The organism is Epilithonimonas pallida (assembly GCF_900182975.1).
GTDB lineage: Bacteria > Bacteroidota > Bacteroidia > Flavobacteriales > Weeksellaceae > Epilithonimonas > Epilithonimonas pallida.
In genome coordinates this window covers 249496-272352 of the sequence record NZ_FXUO01000003.1, presented here as the reverse complement: position 1 = coordinate 272352, position 22857 = coordinate 249496, and the positions used below count along the sequence as shown (strand labels likewise).

Genomic DNA, 22857 nt, shown 5'->3' with positions numbered 1-22857 from the left:
GCTCTTGGAAGAAAAAAAGTCATCAGCATTCAAAAATGCAATTACAATTCTGATTTCTGTTGCTGTTGCAGGAGTTTTTCTTTGGGTTGCTCTCAGAGGTCTGGACGTTGACAAAATCAAAAATTCTTTACAAAAAGCCAATTATCTTTGGGTATTGTTCGCAGCAGTTTTTGGTATTTCCGCTTATATTTTCAGGGCAGTTCGCTGGAACCTTCTACTGGAACCAATGGGTTACAAAATCTCTAACAGCAATTCGCTCTGGTCAATTTCTTTCGGATATCTGATGAATCTTACGATCCCAAGAAGTGGTGAAGTGGCCCGCTCAACAGCCCTTTATGGTGTCGAAAAAGTTCCTGTTGACAAATCTTTTGGAACTATTATCCTGGAACGGGTTGTGGATTTGGTTTGTATGGGAATCTTTGCATTATTAACATTGATTTTTAAATATGATGCTTTAATTGCTTTTTACAAATCTGCAACTGAACAAAAAAATCAAGCAGAACCTCAATCCGATTCTAACATGAGTTATATCGTTTTAGGCTTTATCGTTTTTCTGGTCATTTTGTTGTTCATCTTCAGAAAACATCTACAAAAATCATCCATTTACAACAAAATTGTTGGGTTTGGAAAAGGAATTTTAGAAGGTCTGAAATCCATTCTAAAACTTCGTCAAAAAGGAAAATTCATTCTTCTGACTGCAGGAATCTGGATCTGCTATTTCTTTGCATCATATTTAGTTTGCTTCTCACTTCCGGAAACCTCAGATTTTACTCCCGCTGACGGATGTTTCATTTTGGTTGTCGGAACATTAGGAATGATTATCCCTGCGAGTGGCGGAATCGGTGCTTTTAATCTGGCTATGAAATTTGGATTTACAGCCTTATTCATTTCTATGGGAAAAGACGCTGTGGAAGGCGGAGAATTAGGACTCGCCTACTCTTTCATCACATTGCCACTACAAATCATTATTATGCTCGTAATGGGACTTATTTCTATTCCGATGTTAGCTAAGAATAGAAAAATTTAACTCAACTTTCTCTTTTAAAGTTTACGTCTTTCCGTATTTTTTCTTCTTACAAAATTGTATTTTTGAAGAATGGAAATCTCTTATCTAATCATTGGTTTTTTTGTGGGCGGTATTTTAGGCGCTGCTATAGTTTATTTTGTGCTTAAGTCTTCTTCAGTTGCCAGGAATCTATATGATGAACTTAATAATAACTTCATCAAAATCAATTCTGACCTACAGAATTCTCAATCAAAAATTGATGAGCTTAACAGGTTCTTACAAGAAGAAAAATATAATAATGCTCAGCAATCTGATGTTCTTAATCAGTTAAAAAATAATGTCGCGACACTTTCTGCAGAGAACAATGCGCAATCACAGAAAATAACGGAACAGCAGGAACTTAATCAAAACCAAAATTCGGAAATACGAAATCTTCTGGACGAACTGCAAAAACTGATTGCTGTAAAATCACAATTATCAGCGCAAAACGAAACACTCCAGAAACTTCTCGATTCCCAGAAAGAAGAAATCACTAAAATCCAGGAACAGGCAAAAGAACAGTTTGAAAACCTGGCCAATAAAATCCTAGAAGAGAAAACTGAGAAATTCACAACACTTAATCAGACCAACTTGAAAACGATTCTTGAGCCTTTCCAGGAAAGAATTGTTGAGCTGAAAAATCGAGTGAACGAAGCTTATGAAAAGGAAAATAAAGAACGCTTCTCTCTCGCTGAAAAAGTAAAAGAATTGGCAGAACTGAATCAACAGATTTCTGATGATGCCAAAAAATTGACCCGAGCTTTGAAAGGCGAATCCAAAACGCAAGGAAATTGGGGAGAAATGATATTGGAAAGTATTTTGGAAAAGTCAGGGTTGGTAAAAGGAAGAGAATATTTCTTAGAACACGAGCTGCGTGATGAGGATAACAAAGCCTTGTTCTCAGAATTTTCCGGCAAGAAAATGCGTCCCGATGCGGTTGTAAAATATCCGGATGAACGCAATGTCATCATCGATTCCAAGGTATCATTGTCAGCCTTCACGGAACTGGTGGATGAGACCGATGCCAACATCATCAGCATCAAACAGACGCAGCATCTTAACTCCATCAAAAATCACATCCAGCAACTGTCTCAGAAAGCCTATGATGATTACGGAAAATCGTTGGATTTTGTAATGATGTTCATCCCGAGCGAACCGGCTTATATCGCTGCAATGCAAATCGATCAGAATCTTTGGAATTTTGCCTACGAAAGACGCATTCTGTTACTTAATCCAAGCAACCTCATCACTTCTCTCAAACTGATTGCCGATCTCTGGAAACGCGAATATCAGAACCGTAATTCTATGGAAATTGCATCACAAGGTGCAAAATTGTATGACAAATTTGTAGGTTTTGTAGAGAATCTTGACAAAGTTGGAAAAAATATCGATCAGGCAAAAACCTCTTTTACTGATGCGTACAAACAGCTTTACACAGGAAACGATAACCTTGTAAGACAAACTGAGAAGTTGAAAAAGCTCGGCATCAAAAATAAAAAAGAAATCCCGCAAAGCTTGATAGATAATTCGGAAAACAACCTTATTGAAGAATAAAAACTCATTCAATAAAAACGCAGTTTATTATTAATGTATGCTTAGGTTCAGAATTCCGCGGCATTGAAATTTAATTTCAAAGAAACATTCCGTAAATTTGTATTGTGAATTCCAATCTAGAACTTCAGCTCAAAACCCTTCCTTCGGAACCCGGCGTTTATCGTTATTATGATAAGAACGACCAGCTTTTGTATGTAGGAAAAGCCAAGCATCTCAAAAAAAGAGTGCTTTCTTACTTCAACAAAAACCAGAACGGTTACCGGACACGGATTATGGTTTCCAAGATTCACAGGCTGGAAACTACCGTGGTGAACAGCGAGTATGACGCTCTTTTACTGGAAAACAACCTGATAAAAGCACATCAGCCGTTTTATAACGTGATGCTGAAGGATGACAAATCCTATCCTTGGATTTGCATTAAAAATGAAGATTTTCCACGAATTTTTCTGACAAGGACAAAAATCAAAGACGGCTCTGAGTATTATGGACCTTACGCCAAAGTACGTCCCGCAAGAATACTTCTTGACACCATTAAGAGTCTTTATAAAATAAGAACCTGCAACCTGAATCTCGCTCCCGAAAAAATTGCGGAAGGAAAATATCGCGTTTGTCTGGAATATCACATCAAAAATTGTAACGGGCCTTGTGAAGCGCTCGAAACCAAGGAAGATTACGACGAAAAAGTAGAAGCTATCCGAGGAATTATAAAAGGAGATTTCCGTTTTGCAAAGAAATATCTGGAGGAAAGGATGTATCGTTTTGCAGCCAATCTTGAGTTCGAGAAAGCGCAGATGCTAAAACAAAATATAGAGTCTCTGGATGATTATCGGGCGAAGCATACCGTTGTGAATCCAAGTATTGACGATGTGGATGTTTTTGGAATGACAAGTGATGAAACGGCGGCTTATGTCAATTATTTCAAAATAAGAAACGGCTCTATTGTTCAGAGTTTTACAACAGAAATCAAAAAAGTTCTGGAAGAGACGGATGAAGATATCCTGGAAGAAGCGCTGGTAGAAATTAGACAGAAATTTGATTCTACATCCAAAGAGATTCTGATTCCTTTTCATTTGGGAATTGAAATTCCGAACGTTAAACTGATTGTTCCCAAAGTTGGAGACAAAAAACGAATCGTAGAACTTTCTGAAAAAAATGCAAAAGAATACCGTCTGGAAAAATTAAAACAAGTTCAGATCGTTGATCCGGAAAGACACACTAACCGGATTATGTCTGAGATGCAGAGAATTCTCAGAATGCCTGTTGAACCAAGACACATCGAAGGTTTCGACAACTCCAACATCCAGGGAACCAATCCTGTGTCTGCCTGTGTCGTTTTCAAGGACGGAAAACCGAGCAAAGCTGATTACAGGATTTTCCATCCAAAAACTGTGGAAGGGCCGAATGACTTTGCTACAATGGAAGAAGTCATTTACCGTCGTTATAGAAGATTAATAGATGAAGGAGAACCTCTGCCTCAACTGATTCTGATTGACGGTGGAAAAGGTCAATTATCATCCGCTGTCAAAAGTCTGAAACTGCTTGGACTTTATGGAAAAATCACAATAATCGGTATTGCGAAAAGATTGGAAGAAATCTATTTCCCCGAAGATTCGATTCCTTTATATATTGATAAAAAAGCAGAAACGTTGAAGATCCTGCAACGTGTAAGAGACGAAGCACACCGCTTTGGTGTGAAGCATCACAGAACACGAAGAAAAAATTCAACCATAAAATCTGAACTTGAAGAGATTCCGGGAGTTGGAGGAAAAACCATTGAATTGCTTTTATCAAAACTGAAATCTGTGAAACGAGTGAAAGAAGCGGACATTGTAACGCTGGAAGAAATTCTCGGAAAAGCTAAAGCTAAAATTGTCTGGGAGTTTTTTAATAATCCACCAAATTCATAACACCGCAACTATCGGAATTCTTATCCGTAATTCTTATCTTTGCAACCTAAAATTTAAAAATGAACAAATACATAAAATTTGTAGCAGCTGCAATCATTATCGCTTTAGGCGTTTATCTGATGTTCAATCGTAATATCGGTTGGGGAATCGTTTTGGTTGTGCTTTCTGCAATTCCAATCGCACTTTTCTTCAAAAACGAAAACATCCTTTTGGCTTTTTGGCAATTGAGAAAACAAAATCTCGAAAAAGCTTCTAAGTTTTTGTCTAACATCACCAATTACAAATCGCAGCTTCACAAAAGTCAATACGGCTATTTCCATTATCTGCAGGCATTGACTATTGCTCAGGACAATCCTGCAAAAACAGAAGGATTGATGAAAAAAGCTTTGGAGTATGGCTTGAATATGAAGCACGACAGAGCAATGGCAAAACTTAATCTGGCAGCATCTGCACTTTCCAAAGGGAGAAAAGCGGAAGCCCAGAAACTTTTGGACGAGGCTAAGCAGTTGGATTCTGCAGGAATGATGGCCGACCAAATCAAAATGATGAAGGAACAGATGAAAATGCCGACAATGCAAAAACATATGCACAACCCGCATATGAGAAACAGAGGAAAGTTTTTCTAGTTATAAAATAAAGAGCAAAATTAGTTTTGCTCTTTTTCTTTACATTTCATCATTATTCTCATAGCCATAGAATTTTGGAATTCTCCAATGGTATTTGACAGCCAACGTCCTGATCGTAACAATTAAAATTATTGTAAAAATCTGAACCAGCGTGTAAGATAAGCCTGTAAATTTTGACATTAGCAAGAAAATTCCACCTCCTACGATACAGGCCGTTGCATAGATTTCTTTCCTGAAAATCAATGGGATTCTGTTCAACAGAATATCCCGGATAATCCCTCCAAAGCAACCGGTAATAGTTCCCAACGTGAGACATATCAAAGGATGCAGACCAGCTGTCAGCCCTTTCTGAATACCGATAATAGTGAATAATCCCAATCCAAAACTATCGAATATAAACAACGTTACTTTGAAATTTTTTTCAATGGATTTAAAAATCATAGAAAATAAACAGGTAAAAAAGATCAGTGAGCAGGTCATCATATCAGTCATCCAAAAAACGGGAACATCCAAAAGCAAATCTCTTACTGTTCCGCCACCAACAGAGGTAACGAAAGCAATAATCAATACACCGAAAGGATCAAGGCGTTTCTGCATCGCTGCAAAACTACCCGACATTGCAAAGGAAATCGTTCCGAGGATTTCTATGATAAGATTAAATTGTTCGTGCACGTTTTTATAATTGACTGTTGATAAATGATAATCGATAAAATCTAAATATAATAATTAATCATTCATCAATTATAATTTATCATTTATATTCCTAGTTCTACCATTACGGGACAATGATCAGAATGTTTGACCTCTGCTAAAATTACAGCTCTCGTCATTTTATCTTTCAATGGTTCAGAAACAAAATTGTAGTCCAAACGCCATCCTTTGTTCCTTGCTCTTGAACCCGCTCTGTAACTCCACCAGGAATACTGATCCGGCTGATCATTAAAATATCTGAAACTGTCTGTGAGTTGATTCTCGCGCATAAAGCTGGTCATCCATTCCCTTTCCATCGGTAAAAAGCCAGATGTATTTGCCAGACCAATTGGATTATGAATATCAATCGCCTGGTGACAGATGTTGAAATCACCGCTAATGATTAAATTAGGGATAGTTTTTCTGAGTTCTTTAATATAAGCTAAGAAATCGAAACAGAATTGCATTTTAAAATCTAATCTTTCGATATTGGAAGCAGAAGGAACGTAGACGGAGATCACGGAAAACCCGTCAAAATCTGCACGCATAATTCGACCTTCGTTATCGTAGCTTTCGATACCGCAACCAAACTCCACGTGATTAGGCTTGACTTTGGAAGCAATCCCAACGCCACTGTAACCTTTTCTAACTGCCGAATGCCAATAACTATGATAACCCAACTTTTCGAAACTTTCTATATCGATTTGATCGTTTCCTGCTTTACTTTCCTGGATACAAATAACATCCGGGCTTGCAACATTAAGCCAGCCTAAAAAATCTTTGGTAAAGGCTGCTCGGATTCCGTTGACATTATAGGAAATGATTCTCATAGTAGTATGATGATAGATTTTTAAAAACTTTAGTTTTTCAAAGTTCGGGATTTTGAATTGAATGGTCAAAAGAAATACGAAACTACTTTCTAGCCCCGATAGGAACGGCATCCTTTTTCTTTTTTCATTAAAAAGAAAAAGATATAGTGGATAGCGGGTGGGAATGGTGAAATAGTCGCCAACCTTGTTGCTTCTATAAATAAAAAAGGCGGAAAAGGTAATCAATCCTTTCCGCCCAATAAACCCAAATCAAATAAACTATGAAAAAAACTATTTGGGCTCTAATATGCTTATCGGGATGATGACCTCTTCCAGAGAGATTCCCCCGTGCTGATAAGTATCTTTGTAATAGTTTACAAAATGGTTGTAGTTTTTCGGGTATGCCAAGAATGTGTTGTTCTTTGCAAAAATATATTTTGAACTCAGGTTTCCTTTTGGCAGAAAGAGCTTGTCGGGATTGTCAATCGCCCAAACATCCCTATCATCATAAGTCAAACTTCTTCCGGTTTTATATCTGATGTTGGTTGACGTTTCCCTGTCACCTACAACTTTACTAGGTTTTTTAACATAAACCGTGCCGTGGTCTGTTGTAATTACCAGCTTGAAGCCATTTTCTGCGGCCGCTTTGATAATCTTGATTAATGATGAATTTTCAAACCAGTTATATGTTAAGGATCTGAATGTTTTATCATCTCTAATCAATTGATTTACAATATTATTATCTGTTTTCGCATGAGACAAAATATCAATAAAATTGTACACAATCACCAAGAGATCATTGTTCTTATGCTGGTTGAAGTCGTCCAGAATTTTTCTTTCGAAATCCGCATTCAGGATTTTCAGATATTTCATTGATTTTCCGGATAAACCGATTCTCTTCATCTGGTCTTCCAGAAAGTCTCTCTCATGCTCATTCTTGTTTCCTTCTTCATTATCATTAAACCAATATTCGGGAAATCTTTTTTCGATCTCTGACGGCATCAATCCAGCGAAAAATGAGTTACGTGCATATTGAGTCGCCGTCGGCAGAATACTGAAATAATAATCTTCTGAGGTCTTGTTGTAAAACCTTGTGAATAACGGTTCTATGACCTTCCACTGATCGTATCTCAGGTTATCAACCATCAGCAGGAGAACTTTTTCTTTTTCAACTTCCGGCTTCACTTTGTCTTTGAAAAGTGTATGGCTCATCATCGGCTTTTCATTGCTGTGTAACCAATCTTCATAATTGTTCTCGACAAATTTTGAAAACTGGATGTTTGCTTCTTCTTTCTGATTCTGCAGAAGATCAGCAAACTCATTGTCAAAGACCTTATCGAATTTGATTTCCCAGTTCAGGATTTTCTTATAATATTCCGCCCAATCCTGATAAGTTCTGAGATAGGACAATTCCATACTCAGATTACGGAATTCCTGCTGGTAATCAACAATTGTTTTTTGTTCTACGAGCGTTTCACTCTGCAAGTTCTTTTTCAGAGACAAAAGCACCTGATTGGGATTCACCGGTTTTAAGATATAATCCTCGATCTGAGATCCTATCGCCTGTTCCATGATATGCTCTTCTTCACTCTTGGTGACCATAACAATTTTAAGAGCATTGTCTTTTTCCTTGATCATCGGAATCGCTTCCAAACCGGATATTCCGGGCATATTCTCATCTAGCAGTGTTAATGCAAATTTCTCTTTTTCAATGATTTCAAGAGCCTCGTTCACATTGTTTACGGGCGTCACTTTATAACCTTTATTCTCTAAAAAGACAATATGAGGCCTTAGTAAATCCACTTCATCATCTATCCATAAAATTTTTCCTGACATATATATTTGTATATTTGATTAATCTCTATCAAAATTATTACCAAAATATCTTAATAATAATTAATTAACTAAATCTTGACGTTAAATATTAGTTAATGCCAATAAAAAATTGCTAAAAACGTTTTCAAAATCGAAACCGCAATTAGCAATTAATAGGTTAAAATATATTATTAAAGTACAAGTGCAGCAATAAGCGCAGCAATTCCAGCGTAAATTGTAACGGTGATTATATCGGACATAGGCTGTGAGAAACGTTTTTCCAAAATAGCATCTTCTTCGATCTGGTTTTTATGGAATTTCATTTTCTTTTCTGGTTTATTCACCCGATGAACCACCAATGAATCACTTTCCCATTGGTCTACCTGGATCTTGTATCGCTTGTCGGCAACTTTTATTTTGTAGATCTTATCTGGCTGCAGCTTATCTTTTATTCCTAATTTTATAGATTGCTTCGGCTTTGAATTCGTTTCAATTTTTTCGGTATTAGCAATTTGCATTTGACTTTTTTGAACATGAGCTATCGCAGCATTATCATTTGCAGCCATTGCCATTTCGGAACTTTGAAGTCTTGTTCGTGGATTTTTATTTGTTTCGATCTCTTTTTCATCAGCAACCGATCTATATGTGTAACAGCTTGTAAAAAGACAAAATATAAGAAGCGCGTAAATGTTTTTCATAAAACCAAATTTAAGAAATTAAACGGATAATATCTATAATAAGTATTTGATGAAAAATAAAAGTCTGCTTAACAAAATTAAACAGACTTTCAAATTATAGATCCTTGAAATTGTTATTCCAGAAATCAGTTTACTTTTCTAATTAGAGTAGCTCATCAATTCTTTTTTGTTAGAATTATAGAGATGGAATTCCAGCATTTTGAAGGAATCTCTCGGGATGATGGTTACCCATTTTTTGTATTTCAAAAACCACTTGTTTTGGATACTTGCCAGTCCTTTCGTAAGATAGGCTTCCAGAAAAGGATGTACGTGAAGGTACAATTTGCCTTTTTCTTTTTGAATAATTGTTCTGATGGATTCTTCCATTCTTTCCACAATTACAATTGGAGCGATGATTTCGCCGTCCTTATTCGGATTTTCTTCGGATGTTTCGATGTGCTTTTCGGAACGGACACGTTGTCTTGTCATCTGGATCAGTCCGAATTTTGAAGGTGGCAAAATCTTATGTCTAGCTTTGTCACGCTTCATTTCTTCACGGAAGTGTTCGTATAGTTCCTTCCTGTGTTCCGGATCTGTCATATCAATGAAATCCACCACAATGATTCCGCCCATATCCCGCAGACGCAATTGTCTTGCAATTTCTGTAGCTGCCATTTTATTGACAGTCAAAGCGTGGGTTTTGTTGGTAGAAGATGACGAGATATTATTTCCGGAATTCACATCCACCACGTGAAGCGCTTCTGTATGTTCAATCACAAGGTAAGCACCTTTGGAAGCCGGGATGTTCACATGTTTACCGAAACTCTGTTTCAGTTGTTTTTCTACATTATAGTATTCCAAAAGAGGAATATGAGAATCATAAAACTGAACGATATTTTTACGTTCCGGTGCAATTACTTCGATGTAAGATTTCATGTCCTCCACCATTTTTTCGTCATCACAAATGATGCTTACGAAGTCCTGGTTAAAGTTATCTCTTAAGATCGAAGACGCTTTGTCCTCTTCGCTCAGAACCTTACTAGGAACTTTATTTTTCTGAATATTCTTAAATGTGGATTCCCATTTTTTCACCAGCTGATTCATATCATTATGAAGCTCAGCCACTTTTTTCCCTTCTGCAACAGTTCTGATAATCACCCCAAAACCTTCCGGACGAATACTTTCTATCAAAGTTTTCAATCTGTTTTTTTCTTCGGGGTCTCCAACTTTTTTGGAAACAGAAATTTTGTTATCGAAAGGAATCAGAACCAAAAAACGACCTGTAAGAGAAATCTGTGTAGAGATTCTAGGTCCTTTTGTAGAGATTGGTTCTTTTGTAATTTGCAGCAAAACAAGATCACCGGCTGTCAGAACTTTATCAACAGTTCCCAGCTTATCAATGTCCTTTGCTGTTTCAAAATTTTTAAGACTAGATGTCTGTTGTTTTTTGGAAATCGTATTTTTCAGAAACTTCTGATACGATAAAAATTGCGGACCAAGATCCTGATAATGTAAGAAAGCATCCTTATCCGTACCGATATTTACGAAAGCGGCATTAAGATTGGGGGCCAGTTTTTTGATCTTTCCGAGAAACAAATCACCAACAACAAAATCGGTTTTTGTTTCCAGCTCGTGAAGTTCAAAAAGGCGACCATCTTCCAATAAAGCAATTTTTGAAGCGTCTCCCTCATTGGAAATAATCAGTTCTTTCTTCATAACTTCATAAAAAGGTTTTATTAAGATTAGGTTGTAAATATAAAACAAAAATATAGCTGGCAAAACGCCAACTATATTTAATATGTTTAAGACTCAAAAAGGCTAAATTATTTTTTCTTCTTGTGTCTGTTTGCTCTTCTTCTTTTCTTTCTTTTGTGCGTTGCTACCTTGTGTCTTTTTCTTTTTTTTCCGCTTGGCATAATTTATATATTTTTTTACTGTTAATATTCAACTAATTATTTTACTGCAACTTTGGTCTTTACTTTTTCCACAAAAGTTTTTGAAGGTTTGAAAGCAGGAATATTATGAGCAGGGATTTCTATAGCTGTATTCTTAGAAATATTTCTACCTGTTTTAGCCGCTCTGGTTTTGATAATAAAAGATCCGAATCCTCTTAAATATACATTATCTCCATTATACATAGAGGTTCTGATTTCTTGCATAAAAGCTTCGATAACTTTCTGTGTATCATTCTTTTCTACTCCCAGCTTGTTCGAGATGGTATTTACCAATTCTGCCTTTGTCATTTTCTAAAATTCTTTATATTTTTGGTGTGCAAATATAAGACATATTTTTGAAAACAAACAAACAAAATGCTGATTTTCTTCACATTGGAAAAAAGCTTACGAAGTGGTACGATACCAATGCCAGACAACTTCCCTGGAGACAAAACCAGCTTCCTTACAATATATGGATCAGCGAAATCGTCTTGCAGCAAACTCAGGTAAAACAAGGCCTTGGTCATTATCTCAGATTTATAGAAAGATTCCCGACCGTAAAAGAGCTTCATCAAGCTTCGGAAGACGATGTCTTGTTATATTGGAAAGGTCTTGGCTATTATTCCAGAGCCATTAATGTACACAAAGCAGCTCATCAGATTGTAGAAGATTTTGGCGGCGAATTTCCGAATCATTATAATGATATCTTAAAATTAAAAGGTGTCGGAAAATATACTGCTGCTGCGATTGCAAGCATTTGTTTCGATGAAAAAATACCCGCAGTTGATGGTAATTTCTATCGTGTTTTGTCAAGAATTTTTGCGGATGATTTTGACATTTCCAGTTCTAAAGCTTTTCAACATTTTTCAGATTTGGCTTTGTTAGTGATGCCGGACGAAAAACCTGGGGAATTCAACCAGGCTATAATGGATATCGGAGCTGAAATCTGCCGACCGAAGAATCCGCTTTGTATGTTCTGTCCTGTAAATGAAGATTGCATGGCTTTCCAAACCGGAAGAGTTTCGGAATTCCCTGTAAAAACGATAAAGGTTAAAGTGTCAGATTTGAGTCTGAAATATTTTTTTGTGAAATATCAAAATCAATTTCTTATTAAACAACGCGGCAATGATTTTATCTGGAAAAAGTTATACGAATTCCCGACATCTATTCCTGAGAATTGGAACGAGTATATCATTAATTCAAAAATCGTCAATCATAAACTGACGCATAAAAATCTTTCTATTGAAATCAATCTCATCAATATAGATTCCAAAAAAGAATTTGAAAAATTTGCTTCTGATAATGATTTTTTGATCGTTAATGAAACACAGGCCGATGAAAAATCGTTTCCAAAACCTTTGCAGGATTTTTATGAATCAGTTTGTTTAAGCTAGGATTAAATTTAAAATTGAATCAGAAAATTGCTGATGCTCTGAGACTCCTCCAAACCAAGCTTTTTTCTCAGCCTTGACCTCGCTACAACAATACTGTGCGGACTTTGCTGTGTAATGGCCGAAATCTCTTTAGAAGAAAGATTCTGCCTTAGAAACACACAGAGACGAAGCTCGTTTTTGGTAAGTGACGGATATTTGTCTAATAATTTTTTATAAAAATCCTCATCAGTTTCTATAAACAGTTTCTCAAACTCAGATTTATTGAGCGCTTGTGACCCTTTCTTGAAGTCCATAATAATCCGGGAAATCATCTTCCGGTCGTCTTCGTACTTCGGGTCCATCTCTTTCAGCTCCTTTTGTGTGGTCTGGAAGATTTCGGAAGCCTGCATCATTTTGATCGCGTTATTGGCCAGTTCTTTATTTTTCTCGTCCAGTTTTTTGGCAAGCAGCTTATTTTCTGTCGCTTTTTTCTCGGATTTACTTTTCTGTAATTTGAACATCAGAAAAACAATCACCGAAAATAATAATAACAGCACCATTCCGGAGATGAAATAACGCTCCCTTTTTTTCTGCTGCTGAAGGAGTTCTTTCTGCTTATTCTTTTCCTCAAATTCCGATTCCAGCCTGGAAACTTTCTTAGCATTTTCTTTGTTGATGGTTGCTTCCGACAAAGATTTTGCAATGTGAAGATAGTATAATGCGCTTTTATAATCTTTTTGATTCTCAAAATAGGAAACCAGCTTTTCCGATGAAGATAATTTGATATCAGAAAAATCGCTTCTGTTAGCAATATTGAAAGCGCTGGAAAGATAATAATAAGATGAATCTTTGCGCGATGGCTGCGAAAGATAGATATTCCCTATGTCTGTATAGAGACTTGCAAGGTCATAATCTGATTTGATTTTCTTAGCGAGACCGATGCCTTTTGACAGGTTAGAAATTGCCAGATCCTGTTCTTTTAATTTGACATTGACATCCGCAATATTTTCATAAGCAATAATAATATTGAAAGTATCTTTCAGTTTTTCATTTCTTTTCAGGAATTCCTTCAGCATTTCCAACGCTCTGGCGTAATTACCGTGCTCTTTTTCCAGAACTGCAAGATTATTATAGATAAGGGAGCCTTCAACATTTTGGCTTGATTTATTAGACTCGAATTTTTTAAGTGCCGATTCCCAGAAATACCGCGCTTTTTTATAGTTACCCATAAAATAATAACAGCCTCCAATATTATTCAAAATACTAAAAGAACGGTTGGATTCTTTCTCGTTTTTAATCTCCAAAGCTTTATAATAATAGCTAAGAGCCAAATAATAAGACTCCTGGTCTTTGTAACAATTACCGGCTGTCACATAAAGCTCAATCCGGGTTGAGTCCGCTATTTCTTTCTCAAAACGAAGCGCCTCCTGGATATAACTCATAGATTTGATACGGTTATTGTTATTTTCCCTAATCAAATTCACAAGACGTTTCACGTAGGCATCAGAATTTTTAGAATCATTCTGCGCATTGATAAATGTCGTAAAAAGTATAAAAAATAAAGCTAAAACAGTCCGCATCCCGAGAAGTAATAATCAAAGTTAAGACTATTTTTCGATTATATTAAACCCTACTTTAAAAGTATTGATAATCAGCATTTTAAATCAAATGTATATAAAATGTTACTCGGCAAAAAACAGAGTATTTATAATGTTACCAATCAAAAAATTGAAAAGTTCTCACTTACTTGTAACATTGCATCAATTAATCATAAAAAATTAAATAAATGAATGTAAAATTACTATTAAAAAGCTTGTTTCTTTTATTTTTCGGGCTTTTCAATGCCCAACACATTACATTAGATACCTCATTAGTATCTGATACACAAGGAACCATAGATGAATGGTGGTATTGGTCTGGTGGATTTCCTGTTTTGGGAACCGGATTTACCCCTAATTCAAAAGTAACTGTCTTTGCAACTGACCCAGATGGTAAAAGATGGAGAGATTTTGAAGGGACGGCCGACAGCGAAGGGAAATTCTCTATCCAGATAAGTGCTAAGAAAAACAAATCGGTAAAAGGTGTGCACATTGTAAAGGCAACTGATGAAAATGGTAAGACCACCACTGCTAATCTAACTGTGGTTGCCAATCCAAATGAAAGAATCGTCACCAGTACTAACTTCAAGTATCTGACAATGGACCAATTCTTTAACTTCGGTTTAAAACTCCACGCTACTAATGTACAACCTAATGCACAAGTTGTTGTTCACTTGTTCTCACCAAATGAATCCGGCTCAGGGATTACAGGACAGTATTATGCTGATGAAAATGGAAATTTTGATATTTCTTTCAATGGAAATACCAAAACATATCCTTGGGGAGAAACCATGCCGGATATAGCCGGAACCTGGAGAGTCAGCGTAAGTGAGTACAACTCTAATTATTTTGGAAGTACAGAATTCAGAATATTGCCAAATAACCCAACCCCACAATCATACGACCCAATAAATAAAGTAGAAAATTTTATTCCATCTACACCAATAACGCGTTTTGAAGTGAATGGCACGGGATATAATTCTGATCCGAACAGCACGGATTTTTACGAAGATATGACTGATAAAGTATTCAATTTGCAAGCCGGACAAACTTACAATGTGAAAATCAAGGGTAAAAACAGAGTTAGCTATGCTCCGGATACTTATACATTATTTATAGACTGGAACCATAACGGTATCCTGGATGAAGATAATGAAATCATCAGCGAAGGTTACATTTTCGGATCTACCGGTGTTGACGACAAGTTTACAGAGTTCCCGATTACTATTCCGCAAAATGCAATCAATGGAAATACAAGAGTGAGAGTTCTGAAAATGCAGTCTGTAACAGAATATTCTATGTTTTGGCCGATTGGCGCATCGGGATATTATTATAACTCCGGACAGGCAGAAGATTATACATTTAATATTACAAATGGAATGAATGATCCTGGCTGCGAATTCTCTTGCCCTGCAGACATCAATGCCAATACCAACCCTGGCGGAACTACTGCAAAAGTCAACTATACTCTTCCTTTTGCATGTACCGGAAACTCTACGGCGTCTTGCAGTATCAATTATCCGAGTAATAATTTTCAAAGTTTAGTTAGCTTTAGTAATGTTTTGGTAGCAAATGATTTCATTGTGCCGGCAGGACAAACAATGAAGGTGAATAAAATTGTCCCTAACTTTGTTAGATTCTCTTACGGAACAAGCGTTTACATCTATAAAGACAACAACGGTCAACCTGGCGAGCTTGTAAAATCTTTTGATAACCTTACTTATGAATCTCAAAATCAGGTTGGAACAGCTTCAAATGGATTTGCGGTTTATGAAGTTTCCATAAAATTACCAGAAACAGTAGAGTTACAAAGTGGGAAATACTGGGTGGCAATGCAAGGACAAGGACCTTTAGTTTCCTGGGAAGCTAAAACCAACGACGGATCAACTTCAAACACTTATATTTCCGGCAATAGCGGTAATAACTGGACCGTAAAAGACGGGTTAGACGGCGTTTTCAAAATTTATTATGAGTGCGCATCTGCTGCTCCGACAGTAGTTTTGGTTCAGGGAGCGGAGTCCGGTTCAGACTTTCCAATCGGTGACAATGTAATTGTCCACAATCTGGTAAAAGACGGTGTGATTATAGATACCTGTGTTTTTAATATTCATGTTAAGGAGATATTAGCGACCAGTGATGCTGTTAAAAATACAGTGAGAGTTTATCCTAATCCTGTAGGAGATCATCTTAATATTGAATCCGACAACAAACTGAACAAAGTTGAAGTTTATGACATGTCGGGTAAAAAGGTAATTGAACAAGATACAAATTCTAAAACATCAGTTCTAAACACCACAAAATTACCGAAAGGAAATTACATCCTGAAAACTAATAACGAAAAAGAAAGCAAGTCTTTCAAAATAATCAAAAAGTAAATTCATCTTTCATAATTATTTTAATAAAATGCTGTCTCATACGTGAGGCAGCATTTTCTTTCAAAATACCTTTTTACTAATTTAATTATAATTATCTTTGCCGGACTTTGGTTTCCGAATGTTTTTATTCGGGATTAAAAGGGAACGGAGTGCAATTCTCCGACTGTCCCCGCAACTGTAAATCGCAATCCAATATTTTGCAATCTTGCCATTGCCCGCCAAAAATCGAGTGAGAAGGCGCAAAATCAGCGAAAGTCAGGAGACCTGCCAAGGATAATTTTTAATAAATGCTTTCGGAGGAAAGGCAGGTTATGATGAAACGTATTGTTACTTTTTTTTTAATCAGCTTATTGCATCAGGTTTCCGCCCAGGAATCTTTGATCGACACCGTATTCATTGATAATCAATTCAGTAAAGTTTCAAAAACTGCAAAAACATCCAACCTCACTTCTGATAAAATCCTGGAAAATTCAACTTCTTTATCAGATTTGTTGAGATTCCAGTCCAATATTTACATCAAAGAGAACGGAAGGGGTTCAACTTCATCACCCTCTTTTCGGGGAACATTGGCTTCGCACACCGCTTTTGTATGGAACGGAATCAACATCAATTCAATTTTTCTGGGGCAAGGCGACATTAATAACTTGAATCCTTTGAGTTATGAAAATGTCGGAATCAAATTCGGAGGCGGAAGTGTAATCTACGGAAGCGGTGCCATTGGCGGCTCAATACACCTCAACAATAGCCTGGATTATAACAAAGGTTTTGAAGGAACTGTTTTCTCAGAATATGGTTCATTTGCAACTATTAATTCTTTGGTTCGGGGGAAATTTAGTAATGAGAATTTCAGCTTCAATGCTGATATCAATCATTCACAAAGCAAAAATGATTTTGAAATTACTGAAAAAAAATTCATCAACCGAAACGGCGAATACCAGAACACCAGTTTCAATCTTGGTTTAGGTTATAAAATTAATCCGAATAATGAACTCTACTGGCAAAGTCAATATTATGACAGCGATCAGCACTACCCTATTTTTTCGGAAAATCAAACCAAAACAAAATATCAGGTTCAGACAATCCGAAATCTGGCGGGTTGGAAATTACGTTCCGGACAATTTAAAAATAATTTGAAGCTTGCTTATATAGAAGACAATTTCCAGTATTTCAGCGATATTGATAAACCAAAAACAAGCAGCGGAATTGGCAAACAATATATTGTAAGAAATGATCTTGACTTTTTGGTTTCAAAAAAATCATCTTTTAACCTTATTACAGAATATCAGTATAATGAAGCAGAAGGTTTTGGTTCGGGTATTCAGAATCCAAAAAGAAACGCCGCTAACTTTTCGTTACTCTACAGAAACGTAAACCTTGAAAAATTCTACTGGGAGCTGGGCGCAAAACAGGATTTTGTAGAAGGTTACAAGAGTCCGTTTCTGTTTTCTGCCAGTGCAAAATATCTCGTCAACAACTGGTATCAAAGCTCAATTAATATTTCCAGGAATTTCAAAGCCCCAACTTTCAATGACCTGTATTGGGAACCTGGCGGAAACCGGGATTTGATTCCGGAAACTTCTTATCAGGCAGAGATGTCGCATTATTTTAGCTATCACAATTTCAAACTGGGAATTACGCCTTATTATATCAAAATGACTGATATGATCCAATGGGTTCCTGTAACTCCTGCCATCTGGTCTCCAAAGAATGTAAAAAAAGTTGATTTTTATGGCTTGGAAACCGAACTGTCTTTTAATAAAAATTGGAACAATCATAAGGTTGACGCCAAGATTAGCTATTCGCACACCAGATCTGTAGATTTGGAAACCAAAAAGCAGCTAAGTTACGTTCCGTTTCATCAGATCAATTTCAACAGCAGTTATCAATACAAAATCATTGGATTATTTTTCCAGGCTTTGTATAACAGCAAGCGTTACGTTGATGACAGTGAAATTAATTATCTGGAGAATTATTTTGTTCTCAATGCAGGAATCAAACTGAATCCAACGAAACACATACAGTTAGGATTTAAAATCAATAATATAACTGATGAAATCTATCAAACAGTGAATTATTATTTTATGCCGAAAAGAAATTACGCTGTCAATCTTAACCTGAATTTTTAAATAAATAATTTTAATACATATGAAAATCAACAACCTTTTAACTTGTTTTTTTGCATCGGCATTATTGCTGGTTGCTTCTTGTAATGACGATGACTTTAATTTCAAAAATCAGGAAAAGTCATACAGCGGAATCCTTGTTTCAAATGAAGGTAACTTTGGAACACCTAGCGGTGAAGTTTCTTTTATCCCGGCCGATTTTTCTACAATAGAAAACGGAATCTACAAAAAAGTGAATAATGCCGATCTTGGAGATGTTGTTAACAATATTGGGTTTTCCGGAGATCAAGCCTATATTGTTGCTAATAATTCTAACAAAATCGAAGTTGTCAATCGTTTCAGATTCAATAAAACGGCAACTATTACGGACAATGTAAAGCAGCCACGTTACATTACTTTTGCGAACAACAGTTTTTATGTTACAAACAGCACCTATAATGGAGATCAATATGTTGCGGTTTATAATTCTGCCAACAATAATTTCGTGAAAAAAATAAACTTTACGGACACTGTAGAAAGGATTGTTTCCGCGGGTAATAAGGTTTTTGTTCAACATGCTTCTTATGGATTTGGAAATAAAATTTCGGTTATCAACAGCGCAAACGAAGTAGAAAAACTTATTACACTTCCACACGGACAGATCACTAAAACTGTTGCAGCTGACAATGCGGTATATACATTAACCAATGATTATGTGGATACTTATTTATATCAAATCAATGCTGCGGGTGAAATCACAAAGGAAACCAAATATGCAGGAATTTCAAATGGAGAAAACCTGAGTATTGGAAATAACAAGGTTGTTTTCAATTCAAAAGGAAACGTTTATGTAACCGATTTATCAGGCACATCTACGCCTGTTCCTACTTTTACGATTGCTCCGTTTACAGATTATTCTACAATCTATGCTTTGGAAGTTCTTAATGGTAAAATTTTCATTTCCGATGCTAAGGATTACAAAGAAGCATCTAAAATTTCTGTTTATTCTCTTACCGGCAATCTTGAGAAAACATTTTCAGCTGGCATTATCGCCGGAGGTTTTTATAAAAATTAATTTTTTCATCATTTGTGTTTTTATAAGCTCTTCCTGGTATTTGGAAGAGCTTATTTTTTGGAAATAAAAATCAAATCCAAACTGTTAAGCACAATTTTTGCATAGCAGAATTCGAAAAATAAAGCTTAATTTTATAAAAAATTCACAATGAGGGAAAAGATCGTCATCATCGGAGGAGGTTTTGCAGGTTTACAGCTCGCACGTCATCTTAACAACAATCCAAAATATAAAGTAATGGTCATCGACAGGATGAACCATCACATGTTCCAGCCATTATTCTATCAGGTTGCAACCGGGCGCATTGAGCCTTCCAACATCTCTTTTCCTTTCAGGAAGATTTTCCAGAAATCGAAAAACATCCAGTTCCGGATGACAGAAATTGAGAAAATTATTCCTTCAGAAAATAAAATTATTGGTAAAGATGGTGTTTTTACCTATGATAAATTGGTGATAGCGACAGGCTGCAGAACTAATTTTTTTGGTAATCAAAAGATGCAGGAACTGACATTGGGAATGAAAAATACTCAAGAAGCGATCACCATCAGAAATCACATTTTAATGACTTTCGAAAAGATGATTATCGAAAGAAAAGCGAGCGATGACGGCAACTGGAATCTTGTAATTGTAGGAAGCGGGCCGACAGGTGTTGAGCTAGCCGGTGCATTTTCTGAAATGAAAACCTACATAATGCCGAGAGATTATCCAAGAATGAATTTTTCTGACCTCAACATCATTCTCATCAGTTCCGGCGACAAACCGTTGGAAGCAATGAGCCAGGAATCTCAGGACGCTGCGGAAAAATACCTGATTCAGCTTGGTGTGAAATTTCTGAAAAATGAACGGGTAACAGATTATGACGGTGACAAAATCTATATGCAAAGTGGCAACTCGATTCCCACAAATAATGTGATCTGGGCAGCAGGTGTTACCGGAAATATCATTGATGATTTCAATAAAGAAAATCTTGTGAGAAACCGATATATCGTTAATCGTTACAATCAGGTAAAAGGTTACGATAATATCTTTGCAATTGGTGATATCGCTTATATGGAAACACCAAAATATCCGCAAGGTCATCCTCAGGTCGCGAATGTTGCAATCAATCAAGGGAAAAATCTCGCTAAAAATTTCAAAAAAAATTCAGAAAAAGACTGGCAGGAATACGAATACATTGACCGCGGTTCTATGGCTACCATCGGGAAACACAGAGCGGTTGTTGATTTGCCTAAATTTAAATTTCAGGGTTTTCTTGCTTGGTATTTCTGGATGTTCTTACATTTGATGCTGATTCTGAGCGTCAGAAACAAAATTGCGATTTTCTTCAACTGGATGTGGAGCTATTTTAATAAAGACTCATCTCTGAGATTGATAATTGCACCTTCCAACAAAAACCCAACAGAACAATAATATAGATGATAATCGATGATTGATAATTGATTACAATTCGTCGCTCATCATTCATCATTTATCTTTTATCAATTATAAAAAATATGCGAATCGATATCATCAGCGTAGTTCCTGAACTTATGGAAAGTCCGTTCAAAACATCAATCCTCAAAAGAGCGATGGAAAAAGGACTGGCAGAAGTTCATTTTCATAACATCAGAGACTGGAGCATTAATAAACATCGCCAGATCGATGATGAACCTTATGGCGGCGGCGCTGGCATGGTGATGATGGTAGAACCGTTGGACAAATGCATCTCCGAACTTAAATCTCAAAGAGATTATGATGAAATCATCTATCTGACTCCTGACGGCGAAACATTGAACCAAAGAATCGCCAATACCTTATCAATTAAAAAGAATCTGATTTTTCTTTGCGGCCATTACAAAGGTATCGACCAGAGAGTTCGTGATTTACACATTACAAAAGAAATTTCCATTGGTGATTATGTTTTAACCGGCGGAGAATTAGCAGCTTGTGTTCTGGCAGACTCTGTGATTAGGCTTTTACCAGGTGTTTTGAATGACGAACAAAGCGCCCTGACAGACAGTTTTCAGGACGACCTTTTATCACCGCCAATCTATACAAGGCCTGAGGTTTATAAGGATTTAGCTGTTCCGAAAATTTTGTTGAGCGGTAATTTTGCAGCGATAGAAGATTGGCGTCACGATGAAGCTGTGAGGATCACGAAAGAGCGAAGACCCGATCTTTTGGAATAATTAATGATATAATCACATAACCTTTCTAATTTCTAGAGAGGTTTTTATTTGTTTCTAAAATCATTATCTTTATTTAAAATTGGATTTATGCAGAAGACTGTTTATGATAAAAGTGAATTACGGGATTTTGTGAACGACAGCATTTCGGGGAAAGTGAAAACTTTGGAATTTTACCTCAACTTCTCTCTGGAAGCCAGCCGTGATATCAAAAAAACATCAAAATATGATTCGATAAGAGAGGAGATTCAGGAGGAGATTTATCACTTGGATAAGCAAATGGTTTCATTGAAAAGTATGCAGAACCAGATGCGAAAAGTCCTGAATTCGGAATCCGATGTTGTAAAATTAGGTTCACTGGTTATTACCAACAAAGCCCGTTTTTATATTTCTGTTTCTTTGGGAGAATTTTTCTTTCAGGGTGACCGTTTTTATGCCATTTCTCCCGAAAGTCCGATGGCGCAGACAATGATGGGAATGAAACCCGGCGATTCGTTTATCCTTAATAGAATCAGTCAGGAAATTGTGGAAATTTTTTAATCGATTTTGATTTTCAAAATTAAAGATTACCTAATTCTAATTCGTAATTTTACGGAATGGAAAACGCAACAATTCTCAAACACATTATAGAAGAGCGCAGAAGCATCTTCCCAAAAGATTACTCGGACAAAGAAATTCCACAGCATATCATTGACGAAATTCTCAGCAATGCCGTTCTAGCTCCGAATCATAAACGTACAAAACCTTGGCGCTTCAAAGTCTTCAAAGCTGAGGAAAAACAAAATCTTGGTCAGGAATTACAAAATATTTACAAAGAAATCACACCAGACTTTCAGTTTCTGCAAAAAAAATATGATGATATTAGTTTTAAAATTTCGAAAGCCAACGCTGTCATTTCAATTGTGGTCGAATTCAGCGGATTAGTTCCGGACTGGGAAGAAATTGCCGCAACATCTATGGCTGTACAAAATATGTATCTCACTTGCACCGCCTACAGAATCGGCTGTTATTGGAGTTCTCCAAAAATCGTAAACAACTTGAAAGATTCTTTGAAAATTGAAGAGAATCAACAATGTTTGGGATTGTTTTATCTGGGAAGTTTGGAATAATTTTTT

The 22857-nt window shown here is 36.3% G+C and carries 19 protein-coding genes and 1 riboswitch; of the genes, 12 read left to right on the top strand and 7 right to left on the bottom strand.

From position 1 onward, the window contains the following. The first annotated feature begins 4 nt into the window (after nucleotides 1-4). The 4 genes from QOL71_RS07345 to QOL71_RS07330 all read left to right on the top strand — a co-directional run bounded on the left by QOL71_RS07345 (nucleotide 5) and on the right by QOL71_RS07330 (nucleotide 5132). Entirely contained in the window at nucleotides 5-1027 is a 1023-nt protein-coding gene (locus QOL71_RS07345) for a lysylphosphatidylglycerol synthase transmembrane domain-containing protein (RefSeq protein ID WP_283416289.1), read from the top strand. A 69-nt stretch (nucleotides 1028-1096) separates the two neighbouring features. After that, a complete protein-coding gene (locus QOL71_RS07340; RefSeq protein ID WP_283416288.1) occupies nucleotides 1097-2599 on the top strand; it encodes a DNA recombination protein RmuC in 1503 nt (500 codons plus the stop codon). Nucleotides 2600-2703: 104 nt separating this feature from the next. Next, nucleotides 2704-4506 carry an excinuclease ABC subunit UvrC gene (gene uvrC, locus QOL71_RS07335; protein ID WP_283416287.1) on the top strand — a complete coding sequence of 601 codons (1803 nt, stop codon included), beginning with the start codon at nucleotides 2704-2706 and terminating at the stop codon, nucleotides 4504-4506. A 59-nt stretch (nucleotides 4507-4565) separates the two neighbouring features. Next, a complete protein-coding gene (locus QOL71_RS07330) occupies nucleotides 4566-5132 on the top strand; it encodes a DUF2892 domain-containing protein (RefSeq protein WP_283416286.1) in 567 nt (188 codons plus the stop codon). 39 nt (nucleotides 5133-5171) lie between these two features. On the opposite strand, the gene QOL71_RS07325 is transcribed toward QOL71_RS07330, so the two are convergent. From QOL71_RS07325 to QOL71_RS07300, 6 genes are all read right to left on the bottom strand, one after another. Continuing rightward, nucleotides 5172-5804, bottom strand: a complete 633-nt coding sequence (locus tag QOL71_RS07325; protein WP_283416285.1) for a trimeric intracellular cation channel family protein — start codon at nucleotides 5802-5804, stop codon at nucleotides 5172-5174. A gap of 83 nt (nucleotides 5805-5887) precedes the next feature. Next, complete coding sequence (locus tag QOL71_RS07320; RefSeq protein ID WP_283416475.1) at nucleotides 5888-6652, bottom strand: exodeoxyribonuclease III; 765 nt, start codon at nucleotides 6650-6652, stop codon at nucleotides 5888-5890. Nucleotides 6653-6922: 270 nt separating this feature from the next. Beyond that, nucleotides 6923-8467, bottom strand: a complete 1545-nt coding sequence (gene porX / locus QOL71_RS07315; protein ID WP_283416284.1) for a T9SS response regulator signal transducer PorX — start codon at nucleotides 8465-8467, stop codon at nucleotides 6923-6925. Nucleotides 8468-8637: 170 nt separating this feature from the next. Then, the gene (locus QOL71_RS07310) at nucleotides 8638-9144 is read right to left on the bottom strand and encodes a hypothetical protein (protein WP_283416283.1); all 507 of its coding nucleotides are present in this window, start codon (nucleotides 9142-9144) and stop codon (nucleotides 8638-8640) included. A 138-nt stretch (nucleotides 9145-9282) separates the two neighbouring features. Continuing rightward, nucleotides 9283-10839 (bottom strand): Rne/Rng family ribonuclease, encoded by a 1557-nt coding sequence (locus tag QOL71_RS07305; protein WP_283416282.1) that lies wholly within the window; start codon nucleotides 10837-10839, stop codon nucleotides 9283-9285. Nucleotides 10840-11075: 236 nt separating this feature from the next. Continuing rightward, a complete protein-coding gene (locus QOL71_RS07300) occupies nucleotides 11076-11366 on the bottom strand; it encodes an HU family DNA-binding protein (RefSeq protein ID WP_027383593.1) in 291 nt (96 codons plus the stop codon). 47 nt (nucleotides 11367-11413) lie between these two features. Here QOL71_RS07300 and mutY point away from each other — a divergent pair, with 47 nt between their 5' ends. Next, entirely contained in the window at nucleotides 11414-12451 is a 1038-nt protein-coding gene (mutY, locus tag QOL71_RS07295; RefSeq protein WP_283416281.1) for an A/G-specific adenine glycosylase, read from the top strand. A gap of 8 nt (nucleotides 12452-12459) precedes the next feature. Here mutY and QOL71_RS07290 read toward each other — a convergent pair whose 3' ends face one another. Further along, nucleotides 12460-14010: a tetratricopeptide repeat protein gene (locus tag QOL71_RS07290; protein WP_283416280.1), complete on the bottom strand. Its 1551-nt coding sequence runs from the start codon at nucleotides 14008-14010 to the stop codon at nucleotides 12460-12462. Between the two features lie 206 nt (nucleotides 14011-14216). Here QOL71_RS07290 and QOL71_RS07285 point away from each other — a divergent pair, with 206 nt between their 5' ends. The 7 genes from QOL71_RS07285 (at nucleotide 14217) to QOL71_RS07255 (ending at nucleotide 22851) form a co-directional block, all read left to right on the top strand. Continuing rightward, on the top strand, nucleotides 14217-16403 hold the full coding sequence (locus QOL71_RS07285; RefSeq protein ID WP_283416279.1) for a T9SS type A sorting domain-containing protein: 2187 nt from the start codon (nucleotides 14217-14219) through the stop codon (nucleotides 16401-16403). Nucleotides 16404-16494: 91 nt separating this feature from the next. Continuing rightward, nucleotides 16495-16689, top strand: a riboswitch (cobalamin riboswitch). Between the two features lie 25 nt (nucleotides 16690-16714). Further along, nucleotides 16715-18529 carry a TonB-dependent receptor plug domain-containing protein gene (locus QOL71_RS07280; protein ID WP_283416278.1) on the top strand — a complete coding sequence of 605 codons (1815 nt, stop codon included), beginning with the start codon at nucleotides 16715-16717 and terminating at the stop codon, nucleotides 18527-18529. Between the two features lie 19 nt (nucleotides 18530-18548). Beyond that, nucleotides 18549-19580 carry a YncE family protein gene (locus tag QOL71_RS07275; protein ID WP_283416277.1) on the top strand — a complete coding sequence of 344 codons (1032 nt, stop codon included), beginning with the start codon at nucleotides 18549-18551 and terminating at the stop codon, nucleotides 19578-19580. Between the two features lie 147 nt (nucleotides 19581-19727). After that, on the top strand, nucleotides 19728-20987 hold the full coding sequence (locus tag QOL71_RS07270) for an NAD(P)/FAD-dependent oxidoreductase (protein ID WP_283416276.1): 1260 nt from the start codon (nucleotides 19728-19730) through the stop codon (nucleotides 20985-20987). 83 nt (nucleotides 20988-21070) lie between these two features. Next, entirely contained in the window at nucleotides 21071-21745 is a 675-nt protein-coding gene (trmD, locus tag QOL71_RS07265; protein ID WP_283416275.1) for a tRNA (guanosine(37)-N1)-methyltransferase TrmD, read from the top strand. Between the two features lie 87 nt (nucleotides 21746-21832). Then, a complete protein-coding gene (locus QOL71_RS07260; RefSeq protein WP_283416274.1) occupies nucleotides 21833-22282 on the top strand; it encodes a GreA/GreB family elongation factor in 450 nt (149 codons plus the stop codon). Nucleotides 22283-22338: 56 nt separating this feature from the next. Continuing rightward, a complete protein-coding gene (locus QOL71_RS07255) occupies nucleotides 22339-22851 on the top strand; it encodes a nitroreductase family protein (RefSeq protein WP_283416273.1) in 513 nt (170 codons plus the stop codon). Nucleotides 22852-22857 lie beyond the last annotated feature (6 nt).